Annotated in this window: 18 protein-coding genes, 1 tRNA gene and 1 riboswitch; of the genes, 16 read left to right on the forward strand and 3 right to left on the reverse strand. The window is 25.0% G+C overall.

Going from position 1 to position 23205, the window contains the following annotated elements; translation table 4 throughout:
* Positions 1 to 5 precede the first annotated feature (5 nt).
* From mnmA to greA, 6 genes are read left to right on the forward strand one after another with little or no spacing between them, the layout of a single operon-like run.
* On the forward strand, positions 6 to 1121 hold the full coding sequence (gene mnmA, locus ACR34G_RS01640; protein ID WP_436359215.1) for a tRNA 2-thiouridine(34) synthase MnmA: 1116 nt from the start codon (positions 6 to 8) through the stop codon (positions 1119 to 1121).
* A gap of 13 nt (positions 1122 to 1134) precedes the next feature.
* Entirely contained in the window at positions 1135 to 3762 is a 2628-nt protein-coding gene (gene alaS, locus ACR34G_RS01645; protein WP_436359069.1) for an alanine--tRNA ligase, read from the forward strand.
* The gene (gene ruvX, locus ACR34G_RS01650) at positions 3763 to 4182 is read left to right on the forward strand and encodes a Holliday junction resolvase RuvX (protein ID WP_436359070.1); all 420 of its coding nucleotides are present in this window, start codon (positions 3763 to 3765) and stop codon (positions 4180 to 4182) included.
* A 1-nt stretch (position 4183) separates the two neighbouring features.
* On the forward strand, positions 4184 to 4513 hold the full coding sequence (locus ACR34G_RS01655) for a hypothetical protein (RefSeq protein WP_436359071.1): 330 nt from the start codon (positions 4184 to 4186) through the stop codon (positions 4511 to 4513).
* Position 4514: 1 nt separating this feature from the next.
* Positions 4515 to 5135: a BC85_0335 family putative methyltransferase gene (locus ACR34G_RS01660; protein ID WP_436359072.1), complete on the forward strand. Its 621-nt coding sequence runs from the start codon at positions 4515 to 4517 to the stop codon at positions 5133 to 5135.
* A 32-nt stretch (positions 5136 to 5167) separates the two neighbouring features.
* Complete coding sequence (greA, locus tag ACR34G_RS01665) at positions 5168 to 5665, forward strand: transcription elongation factor GreA (protein WP_436359073.1); 498 nt, start codon at positions 5168 to 5170, stop codon at positions 5663 to 5665.
* Between the two features lie 73 nt (positions 5666 to 5738).
* Here greA and ACR34G_RS01670 read toward each other — a convergent pair.
* Positions 5739 to 5824: transfer RNA gene (locus tag ACR34G_RS01670), tRNA-Leu, on the reverse strand.
* 33 nt (positions 5825 to 5857) lie between these two features.
* Here ACR34G_RS01670 and ACR34G_RS01675 point away from each other — a divergent pair.
* The 10 genes from ACR34G_RS01675 (at position 5858) to ACR34G_RS01720 (ending at position 18796) form a co-directional block, all read left to right on the forward strand.
* Positions 5858 to 8371, forward strand: a complete 2514-nt coding sequence (locus ACR34G_RS01675; protein WP_436359074.1) for a DUF31 family putative serine protease — start codon at positions 5858 to 5860, stop codon at positions 8369 to 8371.
* A 3-nt stretch (positions 8372 to 8374) separates the two neighbouring features.
* On the forward strand, positions 8375 to 9268 hold the full coding sequence (locus tag ACR34G_RS01680; protein WP_436359075.1) for an RluA family pseudouridine synthase: 894 nt from the start codon (positions 8375 to 8377) through the stop codon (positions 9266 to 9268).
* 57 nt (positions 9269 to 9325) lie between these two features.
* Positions 9326 to 10138 carry a hypothetical protein gene (locus ACR34G_RS01685; protein ID WP_436359076.1) on the forward strand — a complete coding sequence of 271 codons (813 nt, stop codon included), beginning with the start codon at positions 9326 to 9328 and terminating at the stop codon, positions 10136 to 10138.
* A 74-nt stretch (positions 10139 to 10212) separates the two neighbouring features.
* A riboswitch (TPP riboswitch) is annotated at positions 10213 to 10303 on the forward strand.
* A gap of 12 nt (positions 10304 to 10315) precedes the next feature.
* On the forward strand, positions 10316 to 10891 hold the full coding sequence (locus tag ACR34G_RS01690; protein WP_436359077.1) for a hypothetical protein: 576 nt from the start codon (positions 10316 to 10318) through the stop codon (positions 10889 to 10891).
* Between the two features lie 120 nt (positions 10892 to 11011).
* Complete coding sequence (locus ACR34G_RS01695) at positions 11012 to 12382, forward strand: YbhB/YbcL family Raf kinase inhibitor-like protein (protein WP_436359078.1); 1371 nt, start codon at positions 11012 to 11014, stop codon at positions 12380 to 12382.
* A 291-nt stretch (positions 12383 to 12673) separates the two neighbouring features.
* The gene (locus ACR34G_RS01700) at positions 12674 to 14020 is read left to right on the forward strand and encodes an ABC transporter ATP-binding protein (RefSeq protein WP_436359079.1); all 1347 of its coding nucleotides are present in this window, start codon (positions 12674 to 12676) and stop codon (positions 14018 to 14020) included.
* A 4-nt stretch (positions 14021 to 14024) separates the two neighbouring features.
* Positions 14025 to 14858 (forward strand): ABC transporter permease, encoded by an 834-nt coding sequence (locus tag ACR34G_RS01705; RefSeq protein ID WP_436359081.1) that lies wholly within the window; start codon positions 14025 to 14027, stop codon positions 14856 to 14858.
* Complete coding sequence (locus ACR34G_RS01710; RefSeq protein WP_436359082.1) at positions 14851 to 15687, forward strand: ABC transporter permease; 837 nt, start codon at positions 14851 to 14853, stop codon at positions 15685 to 15687. Before ACR34G_RS01705 ends, ACR34G_RS01710 begins: the two co-directional genes overlap by 8 nt.
* Positions 15671 to 17389, forward strand: coding sequence for a hypothetical protein (locus ACR34G_RS01715; RefSeq protein WP_436359083.1), 1719 nt, complete (start codon positions 15671 to 15673; stop codon positions 17387 to 17389). The genes ACR34G_RS01710 and ACR34G_RS01715 overlap by 17 nt, the downstream gene beginning before the upstream one ends.
* Positions 17390 to 17611: 222 nt before the next feature.
* Positions 17612 to 18796, forward strand: coding sequence for a hypothetical protein (locus ACR34G_RS01720; protein WP_436359084.1), 1185 nt, complete (start codon positions 17612 to 17614; stop codon positions 18794 to 18796).
* Between the two features lie 70 nt (positions 18797 to 18866).
* Here the strand turns inward: ACR34G_RS01720 and ACR34G_RS01725 are convergent, their stop codons facing one another.
* Positions 18867 to 21572, reverse strand: a complete 2706-nt coding sequence (locus ACR34G_RS01725; RefSeq protein ID WP_436359085.1) for a cation-translocating P-type ATPase — start codon at positions 21570 to 21572, stop codon at positions 18867 to 18869.
* A complete protein-coding gene (locus ACR34G_RS01730) occupies positions 21556 to 23175 on the reverse strand; it encodes a CTP synthase (RefSeq protein ID WP_436359086.1) in 1620 nt (539 codons plus the stop codon). The genes ACR34G_RS01725 and ACR34G_RS01730 overlap by 17 nt, the downstream gene beginning before the upstream one ends.
* Between the last annotated feature and the right edge of the window lie 30 nt (positions 23176 to 23205).

The following is a 23205-nucleotide window of genomic DNA, read 5'->3' on the forward strand; positions in this document are numbered from 1 at the left end:
TCTTTATTATGGCAAGAGTTATTGTAGGATTATCTGGTGGAGTAGATTCATCGGTAGCAGCTCACTTATTAAAGGAGCAAGGTCATGAAGTTATTGGTGTATTTATGAGAAATTGAGATTCATTAATAAATAATGATATTTTAGGCAATGATTATAATCAAGAACAATGTCCACAAGAAAATGATTGAGCTGATGCTCAAGAAGTTGCAAAAAAATTGAATATACCAATATATAGAAAAGACTTTATTGAAGAATATTGAGAATATGTTTTTCAAGACTTTATTGAACAATATAAAAAAGGGAGAACTCCAAATCCTGATATTTTATGCAATAAATATATAAAATTTGACAAATTTTTAAATTTTGTTTTACAAGAATTTGAAGGCGATTTTATTGCTACAGGTCATTATGCAAAATCAGAAAATGGTTTTTTATTTAGATCAAAGGATAAAGAAAAAGATCAAACTTATTTTTTAGCTCAATTAAATAATTTTCAAATTTCTAAAACATTATTTCCACTTGCAAATTTAGAGAAAAAAGAAGTTCGAAGTATTGCTGAAAAATTAGGTTTAATTACTGCCAAAAAGAAAGATTCTACAGGAATTTGCTTTATCGGAGAAAGGAATTTTCAAGATTTCTTGCAAAATTACATCCCTTCTCAACCAGGGCAAATTGTTGATATAAGAAATAATAAGGTTGTTGGTGAACATATAGGTGCTATGTATTATACTTTAGGACAAAGAAAAGGGCTACATCTTGGTGGTATGAAAGAGCCTTTCTTTGTTGTGGGTCATAATATAGAGAAAAAGATTATTTATGTAGCCCCAGCATCGGAAAAAGAATGATTAATATCAGATAAATTAAAAGCAACAAATTTAAATTTAAATAATTGAGATTTTAATACAAATAACATCACAGCTAAATTCAGATATAGACAAGAAGATATTCCGGTTACAATAGAAATATCTGAAAATAAAGAAAATATAACTGTTTTTTATCCGCAAGGTTCTGAAGCGGTAACTCCTGGGCAACAAGTGGTATTTTACGATGGTGAAAAATGTCTTGGAGGAGCAATCATAGACAAAATATACAGAAAAAACAAGGAAATTGATTATTTATAATAAAGGAGATAAAATGTTAACATCAAAAGAAATAAGAGAAAAATGATTAAGATTTTTTGAATCAAAAAATCATTTAATTGTAGAAACAAAATCATTAGTTCCAGTTAATGATCCTTCTTTGTTGTGAATAAATTCAGGTGTAGCAACTTTAAAAGATTATTTTTCAGGAAAGAAAATACCACCAAAAAATCGTTTAACTAACTCTCAAAAATCACTAAGAACTAATGATATAGAAAATGTGGGTTATACTACAAGACATCATACAATGTTTGAAATGTTGGGTAATTTTTCAATCGGTGATTATTTTAAAGAAGAAGCAATCGAATATGCTTATGAATTTTTAACTAAATGCTTAAATTTTGATTTAAAAAAATTATATTTTACATACTTTGAAGAGGATGAAATTACTAAAAATAAATGAATATCTTTAGGAATTGATGAATCTCATATTATCAAAGGAACAAGAAAGACTAATTTTTGAGATATTGGTTCTGGTCCTTGTGGTCCATGTACTGAGATTTTTTTCGATAGAGGTGAAAAATTTGATTCAAGAGGAATTGAATTATTAAAAGAAGATATCGAAAATGATAGATATATAGAAATTTGAAATATCGTTTTTTCTCAATTTAATAATGATGGTGAAAATAACTATACAGAGTTAGCACAAAAAAATATTGATACAGGAGCTGGTTTTGAAAGATTGGTATCAATTTTACAAGATGCTCCAACTAATTTTGATACAGACTTATTTTTACCAATTATTAAAGAAGTTGAAAAAATGACTTCTTATAAATATGATCCAAATAACTATTTTATTAAAAATAAAGAAGTAGAATTTTTTAATATTAAATTTAAAATTATTGCAGATCATATAAGAGCTGTTGTTAATGCTATAAATGATGGAGTAAAACCATCAAACGTTTCTCGTGGTTATATAATTAGAAGGTTAATTAGAAGATCTTATAGAGCTGGTTTACAACTTGGAATCAAAGAAAAAACCTTTTTATATAAATTAACTCAAATTGTTAAAGATACTTTACCATATGAAATTGATGTTAAAAAAGTAGAAACAATTATAAAAAATGAAGAAATGTTATTCTCTCAAACCATCGAACAAGGACAAAAACTTTTAGATCAAGAATTAGAAAAAAATAAAGGAAATTTTGATTTTTCAGTAGCTTTTAAATTATTTGAAACATATGGATTTCCGATTGAATTAACTCAAGAAATCCTTCAAGAAAAAGGCGTATCACTTGATATTTCTCAATTTGATAAATATAAAAAGGAACATGCTGATATTTCTCGTGGAGAGAAAAAACAAGGGATGAAAAAAGTTATAAATTCTTTAAATTTAATTAAAGGCAAAATATCTGAATTTGTCGGTTATGAAAATAGTAAATTAAAAGCAAAAATTAAGTTTTTAGCTTCTTCTGAAAAAGAAATTGATTTTACTTCTGATGAAGATTTAAGTTATGTTATTTTTGATAAAACTGTTTTCTATGCAACTGGCGGTGGTCAAAAACATGATCAAGGATTTATAAAACAAGATAACAACATAGTTAAAGTAATAGAAGTTTTTAAAGATAAGTTTCAAAATAATGTCCATGTTATAAAAGGAAAATTGAACAAAAAATCAGAGGTAGAATTATTTATTGATAAAGATAATAGAGTAAATTTAGAAAGAAATCATTCAAGTACTCACTTATTATTCAAGTCATTAAGAGAACAATATGGAATGTTTATTAAGCAGTTAGGTTCAGATAATAATGAAAATAGATTAACATTTGATTTCCCATTAGATAAAAAACCATCAGAAAAAGAAATTGATGAAATCGAGAATAGAGTTATTTCTTACATTAAAAGTTCAGTTGATAGAAGATATTTAGAAACTTCTATAAAAGAAGCAGAAAAAATGAATGCTATAATGACGCTTGAAGAAGCTGAATATATGGATAAAAATAATGTTAGACTTGTTGAATTCAAAAACATTACTACCGATTTATGTGGTGGAACCCATATTTGTAATACAAGTTTAATAGAAGATTTTAAAATTGTATCAGTAGAAAATAAAGGAACTGGGATTTTTAGAATTAAAGCTATAACATCAAATAAAATGATTTCTAAATATTTTGAGCAAGAAATTGATAAGAATCAAGAAATTTATAATAATTTATGTCATAAAATTCAAAAAATAGAACCAAATTATAAAATAACTGATTTTGAAAATAACGGAGATAGAGAAACACTTAAAAAAGTAAATGAATTAATTGAAAAAGCAAGAGAAGATTTTAAAAATATATCTAAAACTTCACAAAATATTGACATAAATTTAGATATAAACCCAATAGAAATTAATAATAAAAAATATTATATAAATTTAAATTTAGAAGCAAGCACAATAAAAAATTTAGCAGCTAGTTTAAGAGAAAACAATCCAGAAATAACATTTATTTTAGGTTCTGCAAAAAATGAAAAATTACTATTAACTATAAGTTCAAAAATAGAAGATTGTAAAGAATTATTTAATAAAATTTTAAAATTTGTAAAAGGTTCTGGTGGTGGAAGTTCAATTTTAGCTCAAGGAAATATAGAAAATAATTTAGATTCAGAGAAAAATATAATTTCTATATTGAAAAATTAAATGAACAAGAGAAAATTAGCATTAGACTTAGGAACTAAAACATGTGGTTTTGCAATAAGTGATCCATTTAACATTTTAGCAACTGGACTTGAAAATTTTAGGTTTGAAGAAAATGATTTTGATAAAGTAGTTAAAAGAATAAGTGAATATTTAAATGAATATGAAATTGATACATTTGTATTAGGTTATCCACTCAAAATGACAGGAAACAAAAGTGAAAGAACTATTATGGTTGAGAATTTTAAAGTCATATTAGAAAAAACTTTTCTTTTACCTGTGATTTTAATTGACGAAAGAGAAACAACAAAAAAAGCTGAAGAAATAATGATTTCAGCAGGCATATCAAGAAAAAAAAGAAAAAAAAGTAAAGATAAATTAGCAGCACAACTAATTTTAGAAGATTATTTGATAAGGTTATAATATGAAAATAGATTTAAATGATAAAAGTAGAAAAACAGAATTAATGTTTACTGATGAAACAGGGAAAGAAATTTCCCAAAAAATAACAATGTTGTTTTCTAATGATGTTGTTGGGGAAAATTTAATATTTTTCTTAGATGAAGAAAACTCTATAAATGTTTTGAAATTTGACGAAGATAAAGGAATTTATAGCAATTTAGAAGAAGATGAATATGATATTGCTAATTATATTTTTGATGATTTCATTGAAGAAAATAAAGAAAATTTCTATTTAAATGATACTAAAATAGACATATTTAAATTTCTTTCATATGAACTAGAAGAGGAATAATATGGAAATTTGAAAAATTATTCTAATTACTTCTATGTTTGTTGTTTTATTTATAGGATTTTTAATTTATTTTATTTTAAAAATTTATACAAATAAAGAAATTCAAAAATATAAAGAAGAAAATAAAAAGTTCGAAGTAGAAAATAAACATTTTCTTAAAGAAGAAATTCAAGAAGAAATAAAAGATGCTACAGAGTGAATGGTAGAAGAATTTGAATTTTTTATGAATACTATTGATGCAAATAATTACAAAAATTTACTTTTTGTTGAAGAAAAAGGTTTTTTATTTTATGTAGTTAATAAACAACTTCAAAATTTAAATTCCTTTTTAAGCAGTTCCAAAATAAATGACTTGCAAAAGAGATTTAATATGAATATTAATAATTTTAATATTGATTCTTTAGATTCTTGCTCATTAGATTTTGTTTTCATAGATACAGCAAATATTAATGATAAAATTGAATGAGATAAAATGCTTTCTTTATTAAAAGAAAACAGAATGCTTGTTTTGAAAACAAATAAAAAAAGTTTCACAAAAGAAATCAAAGAATTTGTTAAAAATAAAAATTTAAAACATAACTATATAAAAATTTCTAATACTTTTTTATTAATAGTTATTTAATTTGGTAAAATTGAATATAAATTGGAGGCAAAATGAAGAAAAAAAACGATAATGAAATTTTACTAACACAAGAGCGTTTAAACCAATTTAAAGAAGAATTACACAATCTTATTAATGTTGAAAGACCTAAAGTAATTGAAGATATTAAAGATGCTAGAAATCAAGGTGACCTTTCTGAAAACGCTGAATATGATGCAGCAAGAGAAAAGCAAGGATTACTTGAAGCAAGAATAACAGAATTAGAACATATTATTTCAAAAGCTAAAGTAATTGTTGAAGTTGAAAAAAATAATGTAGTTTCTGTTGGTTCAAAAGTTAAATTAAGAATTTTTGAAGCAAAAAATAAAGAAAATGAAGGAAATATTATTGAAGTACAAATCGTAGGTTCTTTGGATGCTAATCCTGAAGAATTAAAAATTTCCAATATAACACCATTAGCTTTAGCTGTTTTAAATCATTCAGTTGGTGAAAAAGTTGATGTGGATGCTCCTGATAAATATTCAGTTGAAATTTTAGAAATTTCAAAATAAAAGTTAGTTAGAAATAAAAGAGAAATTTTACTCTAACTAACTTTTTTATTCAAAAAGGCGTTTTAAAAACAAATGGTGGCTCATATCGGACTTGAACCGATATGCAATCTCTTGCGGGAGGTTTTGAATCTCCTGTGTCTACCATTTCACCAATGAGCCAATAATAAAAATTATACATAAAAAGAGTGAAAAATGGAAAAAAATAAAAAGAAAAATAAAAAAGGACTTTTTTGGTTGGGAATATCTTCTATAATAGCAATCCCGGTTATTTCAATAGTTGTTGGTTCCTATTTCATTATAAAAAATAGTTATGATGACTTCATAAACAACAACGATGGAAACAACACTAAAATTCAAAATAATGGTGTTGATAATTTTATAGCCATTGAAGCAAAAAGTGGTTTAGATGAAATATTACCAAGTGAAATTTCAAAACCAGATAATATTTCATATTTAAGAAGTTATTTAAGTTATAGAATAAAACCGAATATAGAAACCACAGATATTTTAGAAAAATTTGATATTGATTTAGAAGAAGTACCAAATAGTGCAGATGACTTTAATGGAACAATTAAAGTTAAAATGACAAGCAAGTATAAAAGAACAGAAACTATCGCAGGAGAAAAAGAATTTATAGTTTCTGGTTTTAAATCTACAAAAGTAGGAGACATCAGATTTAAAACAAGAATTAATAATGCTTTACAAAATTTATCTTTAACAAGATTACAAGAGTTATCTTCAATAAATCATAATTCCCTTACATCTGAAAACTTTTTAGATTATTTTACTTTAGATGATGCCAAATTTAATATTCAAACAAACTCATCAACAAAAACTAAAGAAATAATTTTAAAAGAAAATGAAAATTATAAAGCAAAAATAGAGGTTCTCAATAACACTTATAATCCTATTACAAAGAAAATTAGCATAATTTTCACTCTTACTCACTCTTCATTTCCTGATTATTCCTACGGAAAAGTTATAACTATTAATAATGTTTCTTTTAAAGATGAACAAGAAATATTGAATAAAAAAACGATTTTATTTAATGAAAATGTAACTGATTATTTTAAATTAAATAAAAATGCTAATGATATTTTTCCATCTGTAATTTCTGCTGCAAAAATTTCTAATTTTAACCAAATTTTTAATTTGAATAACAATGTAAATTTTAACGAATTTGATTTTAAAATATTAACTCAAACACTCGATGATCAAGATGGTAATATAGATATCCTGATAACTGAAAAAAATTCAAAAATCCAAAAAGTATTTAATTTTAAAGTATTTAATTTTAATACAATAAGTTCCAAAATTTTTGAATTTACAAAAATTAATAAAAATTATATAAATAAATCATACAATATAGAAACTAAACAAGATTTAGTAGTAAGTAGTTTAAATTCTAGTGATAAAACCTTAAGATATGAAACCATAGGTGACAAAATTCAGAATTTTTTTGAAAGCAATGAATTTAAAAACAGATTTTCTCCTTTTGGAGTAGATTATGCTAAATTCTTTTATTCAACTTCTTCAAAATTTGAAATTTTTAATAAAAGTTTAAATTTTGTCATTAAAAATTGAAATGGCGATGAAAATAGACTATATATTCCTTTTGAAGGAAATCCTTCTGACAAAAATAATATTGCTGTTGATTTTCCAGAAAATGGACAAATTAAAAGCAAAGAAGAAATTTTAGATGATTTAAAATCTAGAACATTATCCATTCATTATATTGTTAATGACAATGCTAAAACTTCAAGAGTTATAAGTGGGACAGCTTGAATTTTTGATAAAGAAAAAAATACAAATACATATTATTTAGCTACTAATATACATGTGGTTTCTGATTTATTAAAATATAAAGATAAAGTTTCTTCATTTGCTTATAGTTATAATTCAAAATATAGAAGTTTACCTCATATAAATACCCCTATTACTCCTAGTGGAGTGTCATATTCGCAAGTATTTAGAAGATTTGATCGTAAAATAAATGAACCTTATGCTTACAACATTAACAAATCACCTTATATAACAAAAGAAGCTGAAGAATTTTGAAAACATTTAGAAGTTATTCCATTAGGAGAAAATTCTCCAGAAAAAGGCAAATATACAGATTTTGCCCTTATAAAAGTAACTTTCCCAGAAGATAAGATTGTAAGAAATATATTCAATAAACCTACTTATGTAGAACAATTTAAACCAGATCAAGCTAAATATTATGATGAACACAAATTAAATTTTTTAATAACAGACAGAATTGACTTTCCTAAATCAGTTAATAGTGAAAATAACTTATTACCTTTACCAATGGAATTAACATTCGCCGGTTATTTAGGTGGTGATGAATATGTAGAAGTTAGTCAATCACCATATTTAAAATATGATAATGATAGTTACAGAATTCAAGAAATTGATAATAAACAATATACTTCTCTTAAAGAAAATATCCATTTACCTGGTATATATAGTGGTCACGGAATGAGTGGTTCTCTTGTATTAAATCAATTTGGACAAGTTGTAGGAATTTTCTGAGGTGGATATTTTGGAGATGAAAATGAAAAAGGACTATCCTTTGGAACAGGAATTATAGATACAATTTCTATAAAAAGAAATAATCAAAAAACAGTTTTAAGAAAATGATTAGATCAAACTAAAAATATAGTAACAGATTTAGATGATATAGATGCAAAGGTAAAATATTAAAGTATGGAAGAATTAGTATTAGAAGTTAAATATAAAGAAAGAATCGATAAATATATTAGTGATAATTCTGATATTTCTAGAAATGATGCAAAAGAATTAATTTTAGGCAAAAACGTCTATATAAATGATGAAATATTAGTTTTAAAACCTAATTTTATCGTTTTTGAAAATCAAAAAATTTATATAAAGGAAATTCCTGTAAAAGAGATTAATGTTGAACCAGAAAAAATGGACTTAAACATTATTTATGAAGACGATGATTTAATTGTTATTAACAAACCAACAGGTATGGTTGTTCATCCTGCTCCTGGGAATTTAAAAGGAACTTTAGTAAATGGATTATTATATTATTTTAATAATAATTTATCAAACATTAATGGACAAATGCGTCCAGGAATTTTGCACAGAATAGATAAAGACACATCAGGTTTATTGATTGTGGCTAAAAATAACAAAAGTCATTCCTTTTTAGCAGAGCAGTTAAAAAATCACTTAATCAAAAGGAAATATAAAGCTATTGTTGAAGGTTTTATTTCCAATGAAATAATGCACATAAATTTACCAATTGGTAGAGATCCACTTCATCGACAAAAAATGACTGTAATTAAACAAAATTCCAAAGAAGCAATTACACATGTGTTTTTAGAAAAACTTTTTACTTATAATCAAAAAAACTTTTCTTTAATAAGATGTGAACTTGAAACCGGAAGAACTCACCAAATTAGAGTACATATGGCATATATTAAAAACCCAGTATATGGAGATCCGCTATATGGAAAAAAAGTTGATGAATTTAATCAAAGATTACATGCTTATGAAATAGAATTCACCCATCCTAACGGCAAAAAAATGATTTTTAATGCACCACTACCAAAAGAATTTGAAATTAGCAATTAAAGATAATGATTGCCAAATTTTAAATAAAATGGTATAATATTCACAAAAGGAGACTAAATGATTTTAAAACCAGAAAAAACACTTCAAGAACTATGAGATGAAAAAGATAAATATAAAAAGAGTTTATGACTTTTTAGTGCTATATTAATCTTGATGATTATTCTTTCATCTGCTTTATTTGTAGTGACAGCTATTTTTTATAGCAATTATTCACAAGAAGAAAATACAACTTTCGCTAGCTTTCTACAAACAATTTTAATTTTTTCAGTAACTTCTACTTTTTTAATTTCTATAGTTACTTTTTTATTTTTCAATTCATTTACAAAAATAAACAAGAATAAAAACTTTTCTTTTCTTGGTGGATTAAACCTTTTATCTTTTTATTTAATTTGAATTTTAATTTGATTTGTAAGTTTATTGATAAGAGAACCAATAATAAGAAATGCAGCAAATACTAAAAGTTTTATTTTTATAACACCAATAATTTTATTTACAATATTAGCAGTATTTTCACTAATTATGTGATATCCATGAAAACTTTTAAGATCAATTCAAAGATCTTTCGTTTTAGCTTATCAATATGAACAATTTCAAAAATTTACACAAAATTTTGATTTAAATTCCATTTTAAAAGATTTTCAAAAACAAAATATTTATCCTAATGAAAATATAAAAGAACCTTTAAATAAAGAAGGACAAACTGTTGAAGTCACAAAAGAAGAAAAAGATCCAAAAAAAGAAGAATTAAAACAAAAATTATCTAAATTAGATAAAGCACAATTAGTCAAAATAGCAGAAAAATTGCAAATTTCAGGTGTTGATTCTTTAAGTAAAGAAGAACTAATTAAGATAATAGTTAGATTAAGTTAAACAGAAAAAATTCCATCAAAGTGGAATTTTTTTGCATAATTATTACTAATAAGAAAATAAAATAGTATAATTTTTATGATGCACAGGGGTGCTTTTTAGCTGAGATTATACCCTTTTAACTTGATTCGGTTAATGCCGGCGTAAGGAGTTGCTATTTTCTTGCATCAGAAAGGAAAGATGTCTAGAACAAAAGAAATTATTTTTTCTGCATTTGTTTTGGCTTTAATTGTTATTTCTAAATTTATTGAAAAAATTATTCCAGATTTACCAAATGGGCTGGGAAATATAGCAAAAATTCATGAAATAGTTATTTTAATAAGTTCAATTGCTTTTGGAGTCTTAATAACTATTATTCCTGTTCTTATTTATCTTGTTATTATTTCACCTATTTTTAGTGCTTTTTTTATATCAGGAATTTTTTATGTTGAAAATATACAAGACAAAATAGGAGTTTATTTTTTAGATTATTTTTTACCTTTAATTTTAATTGCTTTAATAGGTATATTTAAAAAAATAAAAAATTTAAAATTAATTTTGTTTAGCTATGCAATAACAATATTAATTTTATTATCACACTCGACTAGCGGTTATATATATTTTAAAGAGTATTTAAAACCTGTAAAAGAATTAGAAATACTTTATTTTCTTTTATCTTTTGGTTTAAATCTGCTTTCATATGTTTTATTTTTTGTTTCCTTACCACTTTTAGTTATAAGTTCTAAAATATTAAGAAAACACTTTATGAAGCATTAGAAATAATCAAAAAGTAAAATACAAGTTCAGTAATTTTCAATTTAAAAAGAAATTTATTTTTATTTTTTGATGTAAAAATAATATAATTTATAAAAAATAAATTAACAATAATGAGGCAAAATGAATAAAAAAAATAAAAGAACAATATTATTTTCATCAGCAATGTTACTACCTTTTTCTTATGCTGCTTTTGTAGCTTGTTCACAAACAAAAATCGAAAAAGAAGGTAACACAACTGAAAAAGAACCAACAAACCCTGGAAATACAAATGGCGGAAATGTAAATAAAGAACCTGGTTCATCTAATGAGGTTCAAGAAAGTGCAATGGGAAAAATCACTGTCACAAGTTCAGGGATTACAAATGGATTTTTAAACGAAGAATATGCTGCAAAGCAAGATCCAAACTCTTATTCAACAACTTCATATGGTAAAAGTTTACCTTTAAGTTGAAACAAAGTAGAGAATGCTAAATCTTATGCTGTTGTTTTAGTTGATAAAACAGCAACAGAAGTAATGGGAAGAATTTTCACACATTGAGGTGTTTTTGATATACCTGCAACCACTACTTCTTTAGAAGAAAATTATTCAGTAACACAACAAAATAACAGTGAAATCAAACAAATAATAAATTCAAATGATCAAATGATGGAACATAACGCAAGTATATATTTTGGACCACTTCCTCCAACAGAACATATTTATGAAGTTAGAGTTTTTGCTTTAAGTGAAGCAAAATTAAATGTAAAATCAAATCTTGATAAATATTATTTAGGTGATTTCTATGATGCAATTAAAGATAAAATTATTGCTGAAGGTGTTTTAACATTTGTATATGAACAACACCCTTCTGTAAAATCAAATGGAAATTTATATGCTTCAAATGAAGTCAAAAAACTTGAAATAAAATCAAATGCAATTCAAAATAATATGTTAAATACTGGTTATTTTTCAACAAGTACTTCAAATGATTTAAGTCAATTAAAAACTTTTGGTTTAAGTTGAAATAAAATAAAAGAAGCACAGTCATACATGTATTGAATTGAAGATTATAGTCCAGTAAAAACCAAAAACGAAGCAGAATACAGAAATAAAGTTAAAATTTTAGGTGGTAAAATCAATATTGAAAACCCTGCAGTTGCTGATAAAATGTTTGTTTCTGTTGGTGAACAATACTACAACGATCAAGAAACTTCCAAAAACATTTTAAACTCAACTTTTGAACTTAATTTTGATGTTCATAATGAAAATGCAAATCGTGATGCTCAAAAAATATTATTACCTAAAAAAGATGGTGATGGATCTCAAAATCTTTACATCATTAGAGTAGTTGCTTTAAATAAAAAATTAATAAAATATAATAAAGCCAATAATAACGATCCACATCCAACTCATATGGATGAACACTTAATAAAAGATTCTCTTGGTTCATATTTACTTCAAGCTAAAGGTTCAATAATTGCTGAAGGATCATTAATATTTAAATTAGTATAAATTTTCAATCCTTTTGAGGATTGTTTTTTTCTTAATTTTTAGTGCATTTTTTGAATTTTGGTATAATTGCAATATGAAATTTTTAAACTTAGGAAATTTGAGAATAAAACTTTATAAATTTATCAGTTTAGTTTATTCTGATTTAAAGTTTTTACCTACAGAAACTTCTCAAAATATTTTTGATAATTATCCCATTTTTCTTCATTAGAGAAGGATTTTTTTCCTTTAGATAATGAGGTTTTTGATATTTTATAAAAAAATTTTAATTATTAAAGAAGGGTTTATTTATTTATGATTCAAAAAGAAAAACAAAAGACTCTCATTGAATTAAAAAATGTTGATAAAGAATTTGGTGAGAAAAAAGTTTTAAATAATGTAAATTTAAAAATTGAAAAAGGTGATTTTGTTACCTTACTTGGACCTTCAGGTTCAGGAAAAACTACAATTCTTAGATTAATTGGTGGTTTTGAGTGAACCACTCGTGGTGAAATTAAATTTGATGGTGTAGATATTAAAGATTTACCAGCAAACAAAAGAGATGTATCCACTATTTTCCAAGATTATGCTTTATTTTCTCACTTAACTGTTTCTGGAAATATTAAATACGGACTTAAACTAAAACGTTATCCAAAAACAAATATAAGTGAAAATATACTTAAAAAATTAGAAGAAAATAAAGAAAAATGAACAAAACACGCAAATGAAAAAATGGCTGAAATTGATAAGCAACAAGCCATTTATAAAGAAGAATTAAACGATTCTAAACTTTCTAAACTTAAAAAAGCAAAAATCCAAAGATGATTGGATGATTCTGATTTTAAATATTCTTATTGAGAAAATTATGTTAATACAAAAACAGAACATTTTCAAAAAAGATATTTAACTAGAAAAATTACTAAACAAGAAATGGAACAAGAAGTTTCAGATATTATTAAAATAGTTGGTCTTGAAGGAAACGAAAATAAAAATATTAGTGAACTTTCAGGTGGTATGAAACAAAGGGTAGCATTAGCTCGTTCATTAGTTATTGAACCAGAAATCCTTTTATTAGACGAACCATTATCAGCACTTGATGCAAAAATTAGACAAAAAATGCAACAATTATTAAGATCAGTTCAACAAAAATTAGGAATTACCTTTATTTTTGTTACTCACGATCAAGATGAAGCTTTAGAACTTTCAGATAAAATTGCAGTAATTAGAGATGGTGAGATTGAACAATATGATTCACCAAAAAACATTTATGATTATCCTGTAAATAAATGAGTAGCAAACTTTATTGGTGATGCTAACTTCTTTGATGCACAATTTGTGGAACCAGGAAAAGTAATGATTTTAAATCACTTAGTTGAAACAATCCACACAAATTTTGCAAAAGATGAAAAACTAGATGGTTTAATTAGACCTGAAGACATAGTTTTATCAAGAAAAGTGAGAAGTCACTATTTTGGTGTTGTGGAAAAAAGTACTTATAAAGGGTCATATTACTTTATAAATGTAAAAGTAGGAAACAAAATAATTCAAGCTGAAACAATTGAAAATTTTGAAATAGGTGAAAATGTTTATGTTCATTGAACTAAAGAAGCATTACACTTAATGAAAAAAGATCGTAAAGGCTTTTTAGCAAATGATAACTAATATTTTGAAAAAAATAAAGTCAGGATTTAATCCAAGACTTTCTTTATCAATTCCTTATATTTTATTTTCAATTATTTTCATATTGTTGCCGTTACTTTTACTTTTTATTAAAGCAGTAGCACCTATTTCCACCGATGATGGTGAAACTTTTAATAATCATTTATTAATTCAACAAAAAGAAACATGAGTAATTATAGGAAGATCTGTATTTGTAGGTATTGCAACAGCGATTATTTGTTTAATAATTGCTTTACCTTACGCTTTTTATGTTTCAACAGCAAAATCAAAGGTGTTTAAAATTTATTCAATTTCTCTTATTGTTTCGCCTTTGATTATATTCACAATAGCAAAAACATTCTCTTTAAGAGCTCTTTTTGTAACAATGTTTGATGAAGCAGATTTAAATACTATTTGATTTATGATTTTAGGTTTAGTATTTTTAAATCTTCCATTTATGATTATTCCTTTATATACAGTTTTTAGAGATATGCCTAAAAATATTTTAGAAGCTTCTGCAGATTTAGGATACAATAAAACTCAAACACTTTTTAAAATAGTTTTACCTTATGGATTAAAAGCTATTTTTTCAGGTATTGGATTAGTATTTTTACTTGCAGCAACTTCAATCATTATTTCTGATAAATTGCTACCAAACGGTGGTCAAAATCAACTAATTGGAAACTTAATTAATATTAACGCTAATCCATCTAACCCATTTGATCTTGCAAGATCATCATCTTTAGTTTTAATTACTATTGTAGTTATGATGGGAATTTATGCAATAATTTATTTCTTTCCAATTGTATTATTAAAATTGAAAGGAATTAAAAATGACTAGATTATTAGATTTTTTTAAAAAGTATGAAATTTTAAGAAAAAGTTACATTTGAATAATTTTAATTCTTTTTTATACACCAATATTTTTTGGTTTAATCTATTCTTTTAACAAACCATCTGATAAAGAACTTATTTCTACTACTTGAAATACATTTAGTTGAAAAGGTTATGAAGACTTAGCATCTCAAGAAAAATTACTTGCACTTGCAAACTCATTTATCATAGCTATTGCAACAGCTATAATTGTTATATTTATTTCGTTAATTACCGTTTTTGCTTTATGAAAGCAAAAAAATAAAAGTGTAAAAACTTATATTAATACAAGTTCTAACATCCCTTTAATTAACCCAGATATTATTACAGCTATTTCACTAGCAATCTTGCTTTCACTTGTTTTAGGAGTTTTAAAAGCTACTGAAGAAGGAATGATAAGAGCAATTGTTAGTCATGTAACTATGACTCTTCCTTACGGGATTATGCTTTTATATCCAAGAAGTGAAAAATTTTCTAAAAACCTTTTTGAAGCTTCTTTAGACTTGGGATACGGAAGAATAAAAACTTGATTTAAAATTTATTTAACATATATGCTTCCTGCTATTTCTTTTGTGTTCATTATTGTAGCTTTTCTTTCTTTTGATGATTTTATTATCACAAGAATTACATCTAATGTTTCCACAATAGGAGTTGAATTATATCAAGGAACTTTTAAAACCTGAGCACTTGCTTTAGGTGCAATTATGTTACTTTTTACCGTTGTGGGAAATGTTGTTTATATAGTTTATAAAACTAAAAATTCCAAAAAAGGAGTAAAAAATGGCATTATCAAATAAAGCAAAATGAACAATCGCAGCTTCTTCATTAGTTTTAGTTCCAACAGTTATTGGAGTAACTTATATTAAAACAACTGCTAATTTTAAACCAATTATTATGAACTATCAAAACTATCTTTCTAAAAGCACAGTTGATGGTTTAAATAAACATTTTAATTATAAAGAATTTGGTGATGTTTCTGAATTTTCTAAAGCTATAGAAGATAATAGGGTTATTGGTGGAGTTGGTTCAGATTTCCAAATTGTTAGAATGATTCAAAAACAATTAATTAGAAAAATTGATTTTGAAAGATTATTTAGAAAAAATAAAGCACTTGCAAATAAACTAAAACATAATCCTAATTTAAGTTCACAAGAAAACATTAATAATAAAAGGAAAGTTATAGAATCACTTTTAAGAAAAGAAACTTTAGAACATTTAGATAATTATAATCAATTTCTTTATGTTGAAGGTGATAAAAGCAAAGGGATTATCGACATTGATGGTGATGGAATTCAAGATCAATTATGAGAATTTTTAATCCCTTATTATATTCAAGATAAAGTTTTCACTTATACAGTTGGTGATTACGATAAAGATGGTAAAAAAGTACAATTAAAAGAAGCAGTAGCTTCTTGAGACGATGCTAAAAAACAAGAAATTAGAGAAAAAGGTATTCGTTTTGATAAACAAGATTCTATATCCATTGCTCAAACTTTAATTCAAAATGGTTACAAATATTTTGAATGAACTGAAGCAATGAGAGATAATCTACTTTTAGGTAGTGAGCTAGTAAATGATCCAAAACTTAAAAATAATGGTTATACAGGAGTTGTTGATAAAGAAAACTATCAAGAGCAAATTAATAAATTTCTTGAAATTGTTCAAAAATCAACAAATCATCCTTTATCTGATACAAAAATTAACAGTGTTAAAAGTTCAGGTTTAGAATTATTAACAGCTTTAATTGACTCTGGAGTAAAACAAGAAGTAGGTTTTATTTATAATGGTGATGCTTTAGATGCACTTAACGGTAATGATAATTTTAGCAACGTTGAAGATGGAACTACAGTAAGAGCAATAAGACCAAAAAACAATATGACATTATTAGATGCCTGAATTATTACAAAAGATATCGATGATAACTTGGCAAATCAATTATTAGATGACCTTTATGATAATCTTTATAAAGGTGATGATTATTCAGTTGATGAGTTAATTTTTGAATCAGCTGAAAATGTTAGATATAATTATGTGCAAAAAGACGATAACTTTGTGGAAGAGTCAGGACGTGGTTATAAATTAAACTTTGAAGCACTTCCAAATTTAAGAAACTTTGACTATGTTAACTATACACCTGCTTTTAAATCTACTTATGAATATTTTGAAAAATTCTATTTTAATGATGCAACTACAACAGTAAAAGAAACAAATGATGAAGATGCTGAAGAAATTTCCATCTTACAAAGTTTAGATGGAGAAATTCTTAAAAATGATCCAAAACTTTCGTCTATTAAAGTAGAAACTACTGAAAACAGTTCTAAATTAGCAAAAAACCTTTATAAATCACAACAAAAAACACAAACCGTTTATGGTTTAGAACCTGATGAAAATACACCTCCAGAAGACATTTATAATGTAGAATATAAATTCCTTGCTCCTGTAGGTGAAAGTTTAAATTCAGAAATAAAAACAGCATACATTATTGCAACTAAAAAATAACTTAATAAGCTTAGAGAATTTTCTCTAAGTTTTTCTTTATAAGATTATTGAAAGTATAAGAAAGTAGATAATTATTTTAAAAGTTGGAAGTTTAAGTTAAAATGTTAAATTATTCATAAAAATTCACATTTTTAATAAAAACTATTCTAAAAAATTAAATTTTTTTCAGTTTTTGCAAATAAAGTTATATAATAATATTGCAATCAAATAAAGGAGAATAATATGAAAAAATTTAAAAAAAGAAAATTGTTATTCCTATCTTCTTCATTAATTTTGCCATTTTCTTTTATTGCTGTTTCTTGTGCTCAAGAATCTAAAGAAGAAAAAGAGCAATTAGAACAATCTAAATTACAGGAAAAATACAGAAATTTAGTAGTGAATTCAGCTTATAAAGTTAAAAATGATTTTATAAAAGAAGAATTTCTTTATGATGAAAAAAAAGTTTCACTGAAATTTCCAAGAAGATTTGACAAAGTAGATAGTTATAATCATCTGATTACAGAAGAAGAAAGAGAAGCATTTAATAAATTTTTAAAAGATAATTATAATAATACTTCTCAAGACAAATTCTTTAAAGAAAATTATCTTTATGTTTTTCACACAAATAAAATTTCAAGAAATTTCTTATATGATGACAGAACTTTATATTATAAAAATAATGAAAATAAGTTTTATATTATAGAAAAACCTAATTTTCATTTAGATGAAAATTTTGATCCTAATTATAATTATTCAATTTCATTTTTAGCGAGAAATAAATTAAAAGGAAAAACAAATTGAACTATAATAAATACAAATGAAGATTTCAAGAAATTTCAACCTAACGATAGCGATGAAACAATAGAATTATTTAATCAAAAAGCTATAAGAGATGATTTACTAACAAATAATGATATTAAATCTAAATATAAAGAATTTGTAAATACAAAAGATTTAAAGAATGATTTTTATTTTGATAAATTAACATTAGAAGATTTATCTACTAAAAAATCTCTTTTAGAAGATTTATTCGATTCTCAAAAACAACAAGATTCAGACCATTTATCAATAAAAATAACTCAAGAAAACTATAGAAGTTATTCTCATTGATTAGATCCTTTTATTTCAGAATATGTTAGAAATAATTTCGAGCAATACAGAAGAGAATATTGAACATATTTTAATGATAAAGATTTAATTGCAAATATTTATATTCCTAAAACTCAGTTTTCTGTAAGTCAAGTTTATATAAATGAAAAAGATAAAAAGGTCTATATTATTCCTTTTTATAATGAATTTCAACTTTATTCTCAACCAAGAGAATCTAATTTAATTAAAGTTGATTTTTACTCAATTGATAAGTCAGATAATTTAGAACTTATAGATGTAAATGCTGTAAATGATATACTTTCTATAAATACAAAATAATTATTTTCATTCAAACTTTAAATGAGATTTAAAGTTATTAAAATAATGATGAAAAAAACTTAAAGTTTATTTAATTGACTTTAAGTTTTTTATTTACAAATAGTTTAATTAATTTGATAAATTCAATAAAAAATGTTGGTACTAACCCAAAAATAAATGGTAATGCAAATATTCAATTATTAAATGAATTTACATATACATTCATATTAAACACTTTGGAAAATTCTGGTATGTAAGTAACTGGTAAAAGAACAACAAAACTAATTGCAAAAGCTAAAAGAACAAATTTTAAATCATTAAATTTTTGTTTAAATAAACTTTCATTACTTCTTAATATAATAGAATTTAAAGATAAAATTATTCCCATAGTCATAAAACAAGATAAAGAAGCAAAGTTTAATGTTGATAAATTTTCTGCAGCTAAGATTGTTTTTATTTCATTTAAATTTGCTACACCACTTTGACTATAAGCACCTAAATAAAATGCTAATAATGATAGTGTTGTTGACAAGATGGAAAGTAAAGATATTTGAATTATCATTTCTTTAGTTAAGATAGAAGCATTTTTATGATTTGGTTTTTTATTCATTAAATCTTGTTTTGGTCTATTTAAACCTAATGCAATTCCTGGGAAAGTTTCAGAAATAACATTTATTCACAAAATTTGTAAAGAAGATAAAGGATTTATACTAAAAATTAAAATTCCAATAAAAGTAGTTAATAAAGCTGTTAAATTGGTTGTAAAAAGAAAAATCATTAACCTTTTTATGCTATATAAAATACTTCTTCCTTCTTTTATAGCGCTAACTATTGTTGAAAAATTATCATCTGTTAATACCATATCTGCAGCTTGTTTAGAAACATCGGTCCCTGTTATTCCCATAGCACAACCAATGTCAGCAGCTTTAAGAGCAGGAGCATCATTTACTCCATCACCTGTCATAGAAACAACTTTATTTTTGGTTTGTCAAGCTTTAACAATTCTGATTTTATCTTCAGGACTAACTCTAGCAAAAACTGCATATTTTTCTATGTTTTCATTTAAATCTTCATCGCTCATTAGTTTTAATTCACTTCCACTTAAAACTAAATCTTCATCGGATTTTACTATGTTTAATTGTTTTGCAATAGCATAAGCTGTGTTTGCATAATCACCAGTAATCATTACAGTTTTTATTCCGGCTTTTTGTGCAATTGCAATAGAACTTTTAACCTCTTCTCTTGGTGGATCTATCATCCCTATTAATCCAACTAATGTTAAATTTTGTTCCACATTTTTTGAACTTAAATCATCTGGTAATTTGTCTCATTTTCTAATTGCTAATGCTAAAACTCTTAAAGCATTATTAGAAAATTCGATGTTTTTATGTTCTATTTGATTTGACAAATTGTTTGCAAGAGCAAAAATAGAATCAGGAGCTCCTTTTGTAATTGAATAAATATTTTCATTAATTTTTATAAAGACAGTCATCATTTTTCTATCTGAATCAAAAGGAATTTCGTTTATTCTTGGGTGTAAACTAGAAATTGAATCTTTAAAAATTTTATTATCAATTCCATATTGGATAATAGCAGTTTCAGTTGGATCTCCAATTAATTTGTATTCCCCTTTTTCATTTATAGATGAGTTGGCATCTGTACATAAAATAAAATATTTAACAAAGTCTTCTTGTGAAAAAGTGTCATGTTTAAAGGTTTGTACAACCTTCATTTTATTTTGGGTTAATGTTCCTGTTTTATCGCTACAAATTATTGAAACATTTCCTAAAGTTTCAGCAGCTGGTAATTTTTTAACCAGAGCATTTTTATTTGATAATCTTTTAACTCCAATAGATAAAATAACAGTAACAATTGGTACTAAACCTTCTGGTATAGTTCCGATAGCTAAAGTTATAGCGATAACAACACCTTTTGCTCAAAGACTTCAATTTCCTGAAGCAACTACAAAAATATAAATAAAGAAAGTAATTACACATAAAATAGCAGAAAAAATTCCAATTTTTTTACTTAAATTTGCAAGTTGTTTTTGGAGTGGGGTGAGTTTTTCTTTTTCTTGATTTAGTAATTTAGCAATGTTTCCTAATTTTGTTTCCATCCCGATTTTTGTAACTAGAATTTTTGCTCTACCATTTATAACATTTGTGCCAGAATAAACTTCAGTATCTTCGGTTTCTTCTCAGTTAAATTCTAAATTAGATATATTTTTTTTAAAAACACTTAAAGATTCACCTGTTAAAATCGATTCTTCAACCTCTAATTGAGCAGAATTAACAATAATTCCATCAGCTCCGATAGTATTTCCTGCTTCAATTAGTAATATATCTCCAACAACAATGTCTTTTGTATCGATAATTATTTCTTGTCCGTTTCGAATTACTTTTGATGTTGGAGAACTTAAACTAGCAAGTGATTCAATAGATTTTTCTGCTTTATTTTCCTGTATTAAACCAAATATAGCATTTAAAATTACAATAAAAAATATCACAAAAGGTTCTACAAAACTAATTATAAATTCTATATGATTCTTATATTCATAATGAACTATCGCTTCATAAATAGCAATTCCTAAAGCTAAAAATGCAGCAATAATTAAAAGAATAATCATCGGTTCAATAAACTGTTTTAAAAACTTAATAATTAAAGGTGTTTTCTTTTTATTTTTAAGTTCGTTTACACCGTATTTTTCTTTATTTTTAGAAATTTGTTCATGATTTAAACCTTTATTTAAATCAACGTATTTAAATGTATTTTGTAAAGAATTATTTTTGTTTTCCATTATTTCTTTCTGCTGCTTTTTCTACAAAAGCACTAAATAGTTTATGTGGATTTAGTGGTCTTGCATTGAATTCTGGATGATACTGCACACCAATATAAAAATCTTTGCTTTTATCTTCACAAGATTCAACCAGACCTAATTCTGGATGATAACCTGAAAAACTAAAATTTTCATCTTCTAATTTTTCAATAAATTCATGTTGTATTTCGTATCTATGTCTATGTCTTTCAAAAACAGAAGTACTTTTGTAAAATTTAGCAATTAAAGAATCTTTTTTAAACACTGTTTCAGATTCTCCTAATCTTAAAGTTCCGCCCATTTGGTCTTTTTCATTTTTACCTTTTATAAAATCTAAAACATAAACTTCTTCTTTGTTGTTTGTAGCAAATTCTTTAGAAGTTGCGTGTTTATAACCTTTTAGACGTGCTTGAGCAACTGACATTGCTTGCATACCTAAACAGATACCAAAAGTTGGAATATTTTTTTCTCTTGTATATGTTGCTCCTAAAACTTTTCCTTCAAAACCTCTAATACCAAATCCAGGTAAGATAATTACACCATCAGCATCATCGAGTTTTTCAGATATATTTTCATTAGTTAGAATATTAGAGTCAACATATTCTAGTTTTACTTCATATCCTTTATCAAATGCAGAAATTTTAATAGCTTCATTTATTGATTTATAAGCATCGGAAAAACTGGTATATTTCCCAAGCATTTTGATTAATAATTCAGCTTTTTTTTCTTTATTAACTTTGTTAGCAAAAGTTGTTCATTTTCTTAAATTTGGTTTTATATGTGTAATATTAAAGTAATCTAATATAATATTAGCTGCGTCTTTTTTTTCTAAATATAAAGGCATTTCATATACATTTTTTAAATCAGGAGCAGAAATAACATTTCTTGGATTTAAAAATGTAGTTTTTGCAACTTTATTTAAAATAGTGTGATCAACTTCGTCGTTAGATCTTAAAAGTATCATATTAGGTTTTATACCCATACCTCTTAATTTGTTAATAGAATCTTGTGTAGGTTTGGTTTTAAAATCACCTGATGTTTCAAGAAAAGGAACATAAGTTACGTGAATGAAAAAAGTGTTTATTCCGTTGAATTCACTACTCATTTGTGCTATTGCATAAATAAACGGATTTGATTCAATATCCCCTACTGTTCCACCTATTTCAACTATAACAAAGTCACTTTTATATTTTTTTTCTATATTTTTAATTATACTAATTATTTCATCGGTAACATGTGGGATATATTGAACGGTTTTACCATCATAATATCCTTCCCTTTCTTTTTCTAAAATATTTCAAAAGATTCTACCACTTGTAAAATTGGAATCTTTTGAAAATTTTTCATCAATAAAACGTTCATAGTGACCAAGATCAAGATCTGTTTCTCCACCATCAGCAGTTACATAAACTTCTCCGTGTTCGTAAGGAGACATAACTCCAGGATCCACATTTAAGTAAGGATCTAATTTTAAAACAAAAACACTAAAACCTCTTGATTTTAAAAGGTTTCCGATTGAAGCAGCAGAAACTCCTTTTCCTAATCCGGAAATTACACCACCTGTAACAAAAATAAATTTAGACATTTTTTCTCTCTTTCATACTAATACATTTAA

Origin of the sequence: Mycoplasma sp. 480, from assembly GCF_051353065.1 — a bacterium.
Taxonomy (GTDB): Bacteria; Bacillota_I; Bacilli_A; order Mycoplasmatales; family Metamycoplasmataceae; genus Mesomycoplasma_A.